13 protein-coding genes are annotated in these 11,642 nt (G+C 69.8%); 7 read left to right on the forward strand and 6 right to left on the reverse strand.

The genetic code is table 11. From position 1 onward, the window contains the following. The 3 genes from ACFXJ8_RS04680 (at position 1) to ACFXJ8_RS04690 (ending at position 2,450) form a co-directional block, all read left to right on the forward strand. The gene (locus tag ACFXJ8_RS04680) at positions 1-288 is read left to right on the forward strand and encodes an EF-hand domain-containing protein (RefSeq protein WP_379642564.1); all 288 of its coding nucleotides are present in this window, start codon (positions 1-3) and stop codon (positions 286-288) included. 54 nt (positions 289-342) lie between these two features. Continuing rightward, positions 343-1,716, forward strand: a complete 1,374-nt coding sequence (locus tag ACFXJ8_RS04685; protein ID WP_379642423.1) for an NCS2 family permease — start codon at positions 343-345, stop codon at positions 1,714-1,716. 62 nt (positions 1,717-1,778) lie between these two features. Further along, entirely contained in the window at positions 1,779-2,450 is a 672-nt protein-coding gene (locus ACFXJ8_RS04690; protein WP_379642424.1) for a hypothetical protein, read from the forward strand. Between the two features lie 3 nt (positions 2,451-2,453). Here ACFXJ8_RS04690 and ACFXJ8_RS04695 read toward each other — a convergent pair whose 3' ends face one another. Continuing rightward, positions 2,454-3,428: an excalibur calcium-binding domain-containing protein gene (locus ACFXJ8_RS04695; RefSeq protein ID WP_379642425.1), complete on the reverse strand. Its 975-nt coding sequence runs from the start codon at positions 3,426-3,428 to the stop codon at positions 2,454-2,456. Between the two features lie 135 nt (positions 3,429-3,563). Here ACFXJ8_RS04695 and ald point away from each other — a divergent pair, with 135 nt between their 5' ends. After that, a complete protein-coding gene (gene ald / locus ACFXJ8_RS04700) occupies positions 3,564-4,679 on the forward strand; it encodes an alanine dehydrogenase (RefSeq protein ID WP_379642426.1) in 1,116 nt (371 codons plus the stop codon). On the opposite strand, the gene ACFXJ8_RS04705 is transcribed toward ald, so the two are convergent. After that, on the reverse strand, positions 4,676-5,392 hold the full coding sequence (locus ACFXJ8_RS04705; protein ID WP_379642427.1) for a DUF3105 domain-containing protein: 717 nt from the start codon (positions 5,390-5,392) through the stop codon (positions 4,676-4,678). The two genes, ald and ACFXJ8_RS04705, sit on opposite strands and share 4 nt — an antisense overlap. Positions 5,393-5,488: 96 nt before the next feature. Between ACFXJ8_RS04705 and ACFXJ8_RS04710 the strand changes: the two genes are divergently transcribed. Both ACFXJ8_RS04710 and ACFXJ8_RS04715 read left to right on the forward strand, forming a co-directional pair. After that, complete coding sequence (locus ACFXJ8_RS04710; protein ID WP_379642428.1) at positions 5,489-6,112, forward strand: DUF305 domain-containing protein; 624 nt, start codon at positions 5,489-5,491, stop codon at positions 6,110-6,112. Positions 6,113-6,126: 14 nt separating this feature from the next. Next, positions 6,127-6,420: a DUF3467 domain-containing protein gene (locus ACFXJ8_RS04715; protein WP_379642429.1), complete on the forward strand. Its 294-nt coding sequence runs from the start codon at positions 6,127-6,129 to the stop codon at positions 6,418-6,420. Here ACFXJ8_RS04715 and ACFXJ8_RS04720 read toward each other — a convergent pair. Genes ACFXJ8_RS04720 through ACFXJ8_RS04730 form a run of 3 tightly spaced genes read right to left on the reverse strand, consistent with a single transcriptional unit; the run spans position 6,390 to position 10,122 of the window. Further along, on the reverse strand, positions 6,390-7,460 hold the full coding sequence (locus tag ACFXJ8_RS04720) for a threonine aldolase family protein (RefSeq protein ID WP_379642430.1): 1,071 nt from the start codon (positions 7,458-7,460) through the stop codon (positions 6,390-6,392). The genes ACFXJ8_RS04715 and ACFXJ8_RS04720 overlap by 31 nt on opposite strands. Further along, positions 7,457-8,086: an SDR family NAD(P)-dependent oxidoreductase gene (locus ACFXJ8_RS04725; RefSeq protein ID WP_379642431.1), complete on the reverse strand. Its 630-nt coding sequence runs from the start codon at positions 8,084-8,086 to the stop codon at positions 7,457-7,459. Before ACFXJ8_RS04725 ends, ACFXJ8_RS04720 begins: the two co-directional genes overlap by 4 nt. Beyond that, on the reverse strand, positions 8,083-10,122 hold the full coding sequence (locus ACFXJ8_RS04730; protein ID WP_379642432.1) for a DUF6421 family protein: 2,040 nt from the start codon (positions 10,120-10,122) through the stop codon (positions 8,083-8,085). The genes ACFXJ8_RS04725 and ACFXJ8_RS04730 overlap by 4 nt, the downstream gene beginning before the upstream one ends. Before the next feature lie 77 nt (positions 10,123-10,199). Here ACFXJ8_RS04730 and ACFXJ8_RS04735 point away from each other — a divergent pair, with 77 nt between their 5' ends. After that, the gene (locus tag ACFXJ8_RS04735; RefSeq protein ID WP_379642433.1) at positions 10,200-10,988 is read left to right on the forward strand and encodes a hypothetical protein; all 789 of its coding nucleotides are present in this window, start codon (positions 10,200-10,202) and stop codon (positions 10,986-10,988) included. On the opposite strand, the gene ACFXJ8_RS04740 is transcribed toward ACFXJ8_RS04735, so the two are convergent. After that, positions 10,928-11,590: a response regulator gene (locus ACFXJ8_RS04740; RefSeq protein WP_379642434.1), complete on the reverse strand. Its 663-nt coding sequence runs from the start codon at positions 11,588-11,590 to the stop codon at positions 10,928-10,930. The genes ACFXJ8_RS04735 and ACFXJ8_RS04740 overlap by 61 nt on opposite strands. Positions 11,591-11,642 lie beyond the last annotated feature (52 nt).

Genomic DNA, 11,642 nt, shown 5'->3' on the forward strand with positions numbered 1-11,642 from the left:
ATCGTCCACAAGCCCAACCACAACGGCCCAACCAACACGGAGGAACAAACCCCCATGTCCGAAGCGCGCGAGGCGGCCAAGGCCGAGTTCGAGAAGTTCGACACCGACCACGACGGCGTGCTCACCGCGGTCGAGATCCGGCAGGTGAACCAGGCGCTGGGCGGTCACGGGGTCACCGACGAGGAGATCGAGGCGTTCGTCGCCTCGGCCGACCGTGACGGCGACGGCAGCATCACGCTGGACGAGTTCGTCGCCCTGGTCGGCGGCGGCAAGCACGAGCAGCGGTAGCCGCAGGGCGAACCGGGGTAGATAAACGATCATCCCCCTTCGACGGCAAGGGGGATGATCGTGCTCGACCGGCTGTTCGAGCTCTCCGCGCGCGAGGCGACGGTCGGGCGCGAGATTCGTGGCGGGGTCACGACCTTCATGGCGATGGCCTACATCATCCTGCTCAACCCGATCATCCTGGCCGGCGCCACGGACGTCACCGGGGCGCGCCTCGACATCGGCCAGCTCACCACGGCGACCGCGCTGGCGGCGGCGGTCAGCACGCTGCTCATGGCCTTCGTCGGCAACGCCCCCTTCGGGGTGGCGGCCGGGCTCGGGCTGAACGCCGTCGTCGCCTACCAGGCGGCCCCGTTCATGACGTGGGCGCAGGCGATGGGCCTGGTCGTGCTCGAAGGCCTGGTGATCATCATCCTGGCGGTCTCCGGCATCCGCCGGCTGATCATGGACTCGATCCCGCTGGCGCTCAAGCACGCCATCAGCGTGGGCATCGGGATGTTCATCACGCTGATCGGCCTGGTCGACGCGGGCTTCGTCTCCGGCACCGGCGCCACTCCCCTGCAGCTCGGCGCGACCGGACGGCTGACCGGCTGGCCCGTGGCCGTCTTCTCCTTCGGGCTACTCCTCATGATCGTCTTGTTCGTCCGCAAGACGCCGGGCGCGATCCTGCTGTCCATCGTGATCACCGCGGTCGTCGCGATCGTCGTGAACGCCGTCGCCGTGATCGACCCCAAGCAGTGGGGCGTCGTCGTGCCCAAGGTGCCCGAGGCCGTGATCTCTCCGCCCGACTTCGGGCTGATCGGCCAGGTCGACGTGTTCGGCGGGTTCGCCACCGCAGGGGTGGTCACCGCCTCCATCGTGCTGTTCACGCTCGTGCTGTCGGGCTTCTTCGACGCGATGGGCACCATCATCGGCGTCGCCGACGAGGCCTCGCTGGTCGACGAGCAGGGCAGGGTGCCGCGGCTCGGCGCGATCCTGACGGTGGACGGCGTCGCGGGCGTGATCGGCGGGGTGTGCAGCGCCGCGCCCAACACGGTGTTCGTGGAGTCGGCGGCGGGCGTGGGAGAGGGCGCCCGCACCGGTCTGGCCAGCGTCGCGACCGGTGCGCTGCTGGGGCTGACCATGCTGTTCACACCGCTGGCCGAGGTGGTGCCGGCCGCCGCCGCGGCTCCGGCGCTCGTGCTGGTGGGCGCGCTGATGATGACGCAGAGCCGTAACGTGCCGTGGGAGGACCTCGAACTGGCGGTGCCCGCCTTCCTGACGATCGCGCTGATGCCGTTCACCTACAGCATCACCAACGGGGTGGGAGCGGGCGTGATCGCCTACACGGTCATCAAGGCGGCGCGCGGGAAGTTCTCCGAGATCCCCTGGCTGCTGTGGGTGGTCTCGGCGGTGTTCCTGGCCTACTTCGCGATCAGCGGCCTCTTCTGACAGATTGCTCACCGTCCTGACCAGGTGAGACAGTTGAGGAGAACGAACAGGGGGCTGCCACGATGAGCCACCTTCGTAGGTACACCGCCGTGAGTGCCGTCGGCGTCGCCCTGCTCGGCGTCCTCGGCGCCGCGCCCGCGACCGGAGCGCGGGCGCAGCCCACCACGTGGCGACTGGCCGAGATCAGATTCCATCCCACCGATCCTGACGCCGTGTTCGAGTCGGTGCGCGCGCCCAGCGTGCGGGGCGGCGAGATCCGGATCCGCGTCCCGGGCGAGAGGTACCAGCTCTGCCCCGGCGGCAAGGAGACGCTCCGCTTCAGGTGGAACTTCACCCGCTCCGTGCGCCAGCTCCGCAGCGGCGACACGATCACCGCGTCGATGCAGTTCAGGACCGAGTCCGTGGCCGACCCCTGCGCGGGAGAGCTGGGCGGGCGCAGTGCGGGGCAGGTGGTCGGCGCCGACGGCATGGGCAACCCGTTCGACGCGCAGGAGAGCCGCGAGATGGACGGCGGCTTCACCGGCTCGGTCGGTGAGGGACCGCTGCGGGCCGTCCCGTTCGTGCGGCCGGTGCCGACGTCCCTGTGCTGCAAGACCGGCCGGGTCAGGGTCGCCGCGAGCTCCTACGTCCCGACGCGGCCGAAGACGTGGTTCGCGCTGCTCATCGAGACGCCCGGGTACTCCAACCTGGTCATCTACGTCTACGAGGTCGTCTCGGGGCCCTACCGGCCGTGAGCCTCAGCCGTCCTGGGGGTCGCAGGCGAAGCCGTCGGCGTCCTTGTCGGTGTACCAGAGGTACTGGGGGTGCCGGCCCTTCTGGTACGGCCCGCCGTACCCTGCCGCCTTGGCCTCCGCGCAGCTCGGGTAGCGCTTCTCCGCACCGGCGCTGAGCGAGGTACCCGATTCCTGGGTGCCGGTGCCCTGGGTGCCGGTAGGGGCCGTGCCGGTCGGAGTCGTACCAGTAGGTGTCGTGCCGGTGGGGGTTGTGGCGGGGGCGGGCGTGCCGGTGTCCGAGCCCGGCGTGGTTCCGGGCTGGGGAACGCCGGTCTGAGTGGTTCCCGGTGGGGTGGTCCCCTGGCTCGGGGTGACCGGCGCGCTCGGGGTGGCGGGCGGCGTCACGGCGCCCAGCATCGCCTTCACCAGCTCGTCGGCCTTCTCCTTGGTGAAACCCGCGATGCTGAGGCTGTCGCCGCTCATCTGCTGGGCGACCGTGGGGGCGGCCAGCACGGTGGCGTTCTGCTCCTGGCCGACCACGATGGCGATCTGCTGGTCGACGCGCTCCTTGATCAGTGCGGCGAGCGCGTCGCGGAAGGCGGGGGCGACGGCGATCCTGACGCCGTAGCCGTCCTTCTCCCTGACCGACTCGATCGTCTGCACGGCGGAGACGGCCACCGCCGGCGACAGGAAGTAGCAGATCTTCCCGTCGAGCGAGAGCGCCACCTCCTCGCCCGGGCACGGCGCGGCCTTCTGATCGTCGATGGGGGCGAAGTAGATCGGCTGGCCCAGCCGGATCGGCGGCTTGCCGCCGAACAGCGGCGAGTCGGGGTTTCGGGTCATGAGCACCGCGACGGTGCCGAGCACGCCCGCCGTGAGCACGACCAGGACGAGGGAGACGATCAGCACGATGGTGGTGAGCCTGCTCGCCCTCGGTCCTTGTGGGAGTGCTGCGGGCTGCGCGCCGGGCTTCTGGCCCGCCGGCGGCGGTTTCTCCATCCGTGACCCCATCCTGACTGGTGCTTCCGCAGAGCCTAGCGAGGACGGTTAAAACCTGGAAATCATCGACATTGTGCCAAGAACCTTGGCACGGTCCATACAGAGTGTCGCTCCCAGCCGGGGAACATTGGTCTTATGAGAGTCGGAGTTCCTCGCGAGGTCAAGAACCACGAGTATCGCGTGGCCCTCACTCCTGCGGGCGCGCACGAGCTGGTCAGACACGGTCATCAGGTGTTCGTCGAGCGTGATGCGGGCAGGGGGTCGGCGATCCCCGACGAGGACTTCGCCGCCGTCGGCGCGACGATCCTCGACGGGCCCGACGAGGTGTGGGGCGCCTGCGACCTCATCCTGAAGGTCAAGGAGCCGGTCGCCGAGGAGTACCACCGGATGCGCAAGGGGCAGGTGCTGTTCACCTACCTGCACCTGGCCGCCTCGGAGCCCTGCACGCGGGCGATGCTCGACTCGGGTGTGACCGGCATCGCCTACGAGACCGTGCAGGCCGACAGCGGCGCGCTGCCGCTGCTGGCCCCGATGTCGGAAGTGGCCGGACGGCTGGCCCCGCAGGTGGGCGCCTACCACCTGATGCGGCCAGAGGGCGGCAGGGGCGTGCTGATGGGCGGCGTCTCGGGCGTGCGCGCGGCCGAGGTGGTCGTGATCGGCGCGGGCGTGTCGGGGATGAACGCGGCGGCGATCGCGCTCGGCATGCAGGCCGAGGTGCTGCTGCTCGACCGCAACATCGACAAGCTGCGGCAGGCCGACGTGATCTACCAGGGGCACTGCCAGACGATCGCGTCGAACACCCTGGAGATCGAGAAGGCCGTGCTGGAGGCCGACCTGGTGATCGGCGCGGTGCTGGTGCCGGGCGCGAAGGCGCCCATGCTGGTCACCAACGAGCTGGTCAGCAGGATGAAGCCGGGCTCGGTGCTGGTCGACATCTCCATCGACCAGGGCGGCTGCTTCGAGGACTCCAGGCCCACCACGCACGCGGACCCGACCTACCGGGTACACGAGTCGATCTTCTACTGCGTGGCGAACATGCCGGGGGCGGTGCCGCACACCTCGACGTACGCGCTGACGAACGTCACGCTGCCCTACGCGCTGGCCATCGCCGACAGCGGCTGGCTGGTGGCGCTGAGGAGCGATCCCGCGCTCGCCCGCGGCCTGAGCACGCACGAGGGGCGCCTGATCAGCGAGCCCGTGGCCGAGGCGCACGGGCTCGTGTCGACGCCCCTCCTGGAGGTGCTGGGTTAGGACTTCGCCGGGGACGGCGTGGCCGAGGGCGCGAGCGACTCGCTCGGCGCCGGCGACGCCTGGCCCTTGGGCTCGGGCGGCAGCGGCTGCTCGTCGGCGGTCGCGGTGATCGCGTACTCGCCGCCGCAGGTCGCGCCGAGCTCGGGGGTGTCGGGCCCGTTCTGGTACTTGGTGACGAACCTGGGCAGCTTCGCGTCGTCGGCGTTCTGGAAGGTCATCTGCTTGCCCCACGAGCTGGCCACGATCGGGGCCGGCAGGTTGGGGTACGGGCTGACCAGCATGTAGTTGGCGTCACCTGTCGACTCGGCGATCGACTTGATCTTGTCGATCTGCGCCTTGGGCAGGTCGGGGCGGTAGGTGATCCAGACCGCGCCGTGCTCAAGGGAGTGGACGGCGTGCTCGCTGTGGATGGGCTTGTCGTAGACCGCGCACTGCTGCCAGTAGTTGTTGTGCTGGCCGCCGACCGGCGGGTTCTCCTTGTACTTCACCGGCGTCCAGACGTGCTCACCGCCGGCGTAGGACACGCTGGTCACGGCGTCGAGCGAGGTCGCCTGCCGGTCCTTGACGACGTACCAGCCGACGCCGCCGACCAGAAGGAGGATGACGAGACCGCCGACGCCCCACATCATCATGGCGGTCCGGCGCTCCTTGGCCTTCTGCTCGGCGCGCATCTTGGCCAGATGCTCGCGTCGCGCCTGCGCCTTCTCCTTCATCAGGTCTCCTCCATGGACTCGCCAACTGCGGGTCACCCTATGCCCTCGGGGCGTATGTGGCGAATAAGGAAGGACAGGTTAGTACCCTGGAAAACGATGACGAAAAAGCCTCTTCAGATCGCGGGCCTCGTGGTGCTCGCCGTCGCCGCCCTGCTGTTCTTCGTGGTGGGCAGGAGCGGCACGCCCACCGACTCCTCCCCCGAGGCCGGGTTCGCCCGCGACATGGGCAAACACCACGCGCAGGCGGCCGAGATGTCGTTCATCGTGCGCGACAGGTCGACCTCGCCCGACGTCAGGAACCTGAGCGAGGACATCATCGTCACCCAGACGGCGCAGCGCGGCATGTTCATGGGGTGGCTGCAGCAGTGGGGGCTCGGCCAGGCCACCGACCGGCCCGAGATGGCGTGGATGGTCGGCCACGCGGGGCACGGCGGCACGCAGGAGAAGCCGGAGCCGATGCCGGGCGTGGCCACCAAGGAGGAGATGGCCAAGCTCAGGAGCCTGCAGGGCAAGGAGGCGGAGGTCCTCTACCTGCAGCTGATGATCAGGCACCACGAGGGCGGCGTCGACATGTCGAAGGGGCTGCTGGAGCTGACGGACCGGGCCGAGGTGAAGGGGCTGGCCCAGCAGATCGTCAACAGCCAGACCAGTGAGATCAACCTGATGACCGACCTGCTGAAGCAGCGCGGCGCCGCTCCCCTCCCGTCGATCCTGAAATAGGGCACGATGGCGGTATGGGAGAGCCCGAAAGCCGCCTGGAGGTCAGCATCTCGCCGGAGGTCGAGGCGGGGCAGTACGCCAACTTCGCCTCCGTCTGGCATACCCGCGACGGGTTCGTGCTCGACTTCGCCGTGATCACCCGGCCGCCGCAACTGGCGGAGGAACCCGAGACGGGACAGCCCGTGGTGAGCGTCCCGACTCGGATCGTCAGCCGCATCAGGATTCCGCCGAGCCAGGTCTTCGAGCTGATGAAGGCCCTGGAGCAGCAGCTGACCGCCTACGAGAACGAGGTGGGCGGCTCGCCCTGAAGCTCCTCGGCCACGGCGGCGGCGAACGCGTCGATGTCGGCCTCGGTGGTGTCGAAGGAGCACATCCAGCGCACCTCGCCGATGGCCGCGTTCCAGGTGTAGAAGCGGAAGCGCTTCTGCAGACGCTCGGTGACGTCCTCGGGCAGGCGGACGAAGACCGCGTTGGCCTGCGCCTCCCGCGACAGCTGCACCCCGGGGATGTCGCGTACGGCGGCGGCGAGCCTGGCGCCCATCGCGTTGGCCTGCCTGGCGTTGCGCAACCACAGGTCGCCGGACAGCAGCGCCTCGAACTGCGCCGACACGAAGCGCATCTTCGACGACAGCTGCATGAACGTCTTGCGCAGGTAGTCGACGCCCGAGGCGGCCTCGGGGTTGAGCACGACGACGGCCTCGCCGTACAGCAGGCCGATCTTGGTGCCGCCGAAGGAGAGCACGTCGACGCCCGCGTCGGTGGTCAGCGCGCGCAGCGGCACGTCGAGCGCCGCGGCGGCGTTGGTGAGCCGCGAGCCGTCGAGGTGGACGGTCATGCCGAGCCCGTGGGCGTGCTCGCAGATGGCCGCGATCTCGTCGGGCGTGTAGAGGGTGCCGAGCTCGGTGGTGTTGGAGATGGAGACGACCTTGGGCTGGGCCCGGTGGACGTCGCCGAAGCCCCACGCCTGGGTGTCGATGAGCTCGGGCGTGAGCTTGCCGTCGGGCGTGGGCACGGTGAACAGCTTGATGCCGCCCACGACCTCGGGCGCGCCGCCCTCGTCGGTGTGGATGTGCGCGGTGTCAGCGCAGACCACGGCCTCCCACTGCTGGGTCATGGCGCGCAGGGAGACGACATTGGCGGCGGTGCCGTTGAAGACCGGGTAGGTCTGGGCGCTGTCGCCGAAGTGACGCTTGAACAGATCCTGCAGCGCCTCGGTGTAGACGTCCTCGCCGTAGGAGATCTGGTGCCCCTCGTTGGCCGTGACGATGGCCTGGAGGATCTCCGGGTGCACGCCCGCGTAGTTGTCGCTGGCGAACGCCTTGAGGGCGGGGTCGTGGCGGGGAATCACTGGGTGAGGTCCAATCGGGTGCCGTTGATCTCGTGGGCGGGCCGCTCGTAGAGCCCGGCGATCGCCTCGGCGAGGTCGTCGACGTGGGTGAACCCGGCGAACTTCGCCTCCGGCTTGGCGGCCTTCATGGCGTCGTTCAGCAGGGCCTTGACCACGAGGATGGTCGCCGCGGAGCCGGTATCCTCCAGCGCGTCGGCCAGCGAGAGCGTCCACGCCTCCGAGGCGGCCTTGGCGGCGGCGTAGCAGGCGCCGCCCGCGGTGGGCTTCTCGGCCGCCTTGGCCGACACGATCACGAACCTGCCGTTGCCGGACTTGCGCAGCAGCGGCTCGACGGCGAGCGACACGTGCTGCAGGGTGCGGATGAGCAGGTCGTGCAGGGCGGTCCAGTCGTCCAGGTCGGTGTCGGCGAAGCTCTTGCCGCCGCGCCACCCGCCGACCAGGTGCACGACGCCGTCGAGGCGGCCGTGCTCGCTCTCGATGCGCGCGGCCAGATCCTGTACGGCGGAGCGGTCGAGCAGGTCGACGTCGTCCTTGTCCACCCCGATGACCGTGTGACCGTCCTTGGTGAAGCGGTGCGCGACGGCCTGCCCGGTGGGCCCAGCCGCACCCGTAATCAGAATGATCATGCCCGGATACCCTTCGTGGACTCGACGACGTCACCGAGCTTACGGCGCAGGGCCTCGTAGAACATGCTCAGGGGGAACTCGTCGGGCAGTACGGCGTCGACCATGGCCTTCTGCTCCTCGGGCAGGTCGCCGCGCTTCCACGCCGAGCGCGGGTGCGGCTCGACGTAGGCGGTGACCAGCTCGTAGGCGGCGATCCAGTGCGCCAGCTTGGAGCGGTCGATGCTGTCGCGGTAGAGCTTCTCCACCTCGCCGCGCAGGTCGGCGACGCCGTCGGCGACGCGGTTCCAGTCGACCGACAGCCGGTTGTCGGTCCACCTGATGATGTCGTTGCGGTGCAGGTAGGCGAAGAGCAGCTGCCCGCCGAGGCCGTCGTAGTTGCGCACCCGCTCGCCGGTGATCGGGAAGCGGAAGAGCCGGTCGAACAGGATGGCCAGCTGCACGTAGCGGGCGTGCGGCACACCGGCCGCCTCCAGCTTGACCGCCTCACCGAACGCGGTCAGGTCGCAGCGCAGCTCCTCCAGCGAGTACAGCCAGTACGGCATGCGCTGCTTGATCATGAAGGGGTCGAACGGCAGGTCGCCGTGGCTGTGCGTGCGGTCGTGGATCAGGTCCCACATGACGAAGGTGTCCTGGGCCAGCTCCTGCGACTCCAGCAGCCTGGCCGCGTCCGGCGGCAGGTCGAGCTTGAGCGTCTGGGCGGCGGCGGTGCTGACCTTGCGGAAGCGCGCGGCCTCCCGGTCGGCGAAGATGCCGCCCCAGGTGAAGCGCTCGGGCGCCTGCCGTACGGCGACGGTCTCGGGGAACAGCACGGCCGAGAAGGTGTCGTAGCCGGAGGTGAAGTCCTCGAAGGCGATGGGCACGAACAGCGGGTTGTCGTAGCCGCCCGACTCGAGGGCGGCCAGCCACTCGGGCCAGATGGTGCGGATCCAGACCGCTTCGAGGTTGCGGTTGGGGTTGCCGTTCTGGGTGTACATGGGGAACACCACGAGGTGCTCCAGCCCGTCGACGCGCTGGGTGTCGGGGTGGAAGAGGTTGAGCGAGTCGAGGAAGTCGGGCACGCCGAGGCCCTGCTCGACCCACGCGGCCAGGTCGGCCTGGACGGCCTGGAGGTAGGCGGCGTCGTGCGGGAAGTAGCCGGACAGCCTGCCCACGAGGTCGGAGACGTAGCCGACGAGGGCGGTGGCGGCCTGCTTGTCCTCAGGGACGGAGCCGTCCTTGATCTGGAGCGGGCGCAGCTCCTCCACGACGGCCTTCAGCTGGGCGAACAGCTCGGCCTTCGCGCCGTCCTGCGCGCCGGCCGGGCGGGTGGCCTCGGGCACCCTGGCGGCCCAGGTCACGACGTTGCCCCACAGGGTGCGGTGGTCGTAGTCGTCGATGGAGTCGTCGCCGAACAGGTCGGAGTCGGCGAAGGCGACGACCTTGCCCTTGCCGTACTCGACGGAGACGGCCAGCGGCGCGCCCGCGGGGTCGGCGGTGGCGGAGGTGGCGAACAGGACGGTGGCGTCGTCGCGTGCGGTGAGCACACCCGAGCGGTAGAAGCAGGCGTTCTCGACGCCGGCGAGCACGCCGCCCTTGGCGGGGGCGCCGAGCACCCAGGTGGCGACGCCGCGGTGGGCGTTGCCGGGGTCGCGGACGGTGGTGTGGGTGACGCCGATGCCGAAGCGGGCCAGCAGGTCGGCCAGGTTGTTGCCGTACTTGTCCTGCTCCTCCTCGGCCAGGACGATCAGGCCGCCGCCGTCGGCGACGAACGACTCGATCGCGTTCAGCTCGTCGGCGGTGAAGACGGGGCTGCCCTGGCCGGTGGTCCGCTCCCAGCGCTCCTGCGACGGGTGGGCGATCACCAGGACGTCGTGCTCGGCGAGCGCGTCCAGGCCGCCGGAGGTGACCTGATGCCCCAGGCGGCGCAGCAGGCCGGCCGCGCGCGCGTAGCTGTTGTCGTCGGGATGCGCGGGGTTGATGGCCTCGGCGACCTCACGCCGGATGGTCCATGACTCGCTGTGCGTCTCGTCGAACAGCACCCTGGGGAACGCTCGCATGAAAATCTCCTGTTTCAGATGCCTTCTTACGGAAAATATACACACAAGATGGGCATGCACCGCCATACCCTCCCGAAATGCGAGACGTCCCCCGGCCGGATGACATCGGGTCGGTCAGCAGGCGGACGACCGGGAGCCCCGGCGCGACCTACCGTCCGGGCATGCTCAACAATCACGTCGCCTTCCGCAGGATCGCCGCGGGCACCCTCCTCATCACCGCACCGCTGCTCCAGGCGGTCGCCGTCGTCGTCGACCCCGGCACCTGGGGCGACGAGCGCGAGGCGGTCAGCTTCGGGGTCAACCCCACGCTCGCCCAGATCCAGTCCGCCCTCTATCACTGGAGCTGGTTGCTGATGGCCGTGGCCGCGCTCGGCCTGGCCCACCTCACCCGCCGCACCGCCACCAGGCTCGGCCACGTGGCCTCGGTCATGTCGGTGGTCGGCTACAGCTCCCTGTCCGGCATGCTGATCATCGACCCGGTCGAGTGGTGGCTGGGCAGGCACTACCCGCCGGAGCGGGCGCAGCAGATCATGGACGAGATGCTCGACCTGCCGATCACCGTCGGCGCCTTCCAGCTGCCCTGGATCTTCCTCGGCATGGTCGGGCTGCCGCTGCTGACCGTGGCGGTGTGGCGGTCGGGGTTCGTCGGCTGGTGGGTGCCGGCGGTGGTCACCGTGGGCTACCTGGGCTCCTTCGCCGTGCCGTACGGCCCGCTGACCGTGCCCTTCTGGGCCGCCCCCGTGCTCGCCCTCGGCTGGACCGGTCTGAAGGTGCTGCGGATGGGCGACGCGGCGTGGGCCGCCTACTACCCGATGGCCGCGCCCGGCCGGACCACGCCCGACTCGTACGCGAACACGACGGCCTGAGCCCGGTCGCGCAGCCGCAGCTTCATCAGCACGCGGGCCACATGCGTCTTGACCGTGGCCTCACCGACGAACAGCTCGCGGGCGATCTCGGCGTTGGTCAGCCCGCGGGCCAGCAGGCGCAGCACCTCGAGCTCGCGCGGGGTCAGGTCGGCCAGCTGGGGCGGCGGGGCGGGGTCGTGCCGTCCGGCGAAGGAGGCGATGACGCGGCTGGTCACCGCCGGGTCGAGCAGCGCGTCGCCGGCGTGCACGACCCTGATCGCCTCCACGAGCTGCTCGGGCGGCGACACCTTGAGCAGGAAGCCGCTGGTGCCGGCCCGCAGGGCCGCGTAGAGGTTCTCGTCGGTGTCGAACGTCGTCAGCATGACGACCTTGGGTGGAGCGGGCTCCTCGAAGATCTGCTTGGCCGCGGCGAGGCCGTCCATGCGGGGCATGGAGATGTCCATCAGGACGATGTCGGGGCGGGTCCGCCTGACGACGGCGAGCGCCTCGTGGCCGTCGGACGCCTCGCCGACGACCTCCATGCCCTCCTCGCTGTCGACGACCATGCGAAGGCCGACTCTGACCATGGCCTGGTCGTCCGCGATGACGATGCGAATACCCACATGCGGAGAGTAGACGTTCAGGATGCCCTTGCCCATAGGGGTACAGCGGGCT

Origin of the sequence: Nonomuraea sp. NPDC059194, assembly GCF_042754765.1 — a bacterium.
GTDB lineage: Bacteria > Actinomycetota > Actinomycetes > Streptosporangiales > Streptosporangiaceae > Nonomuraea.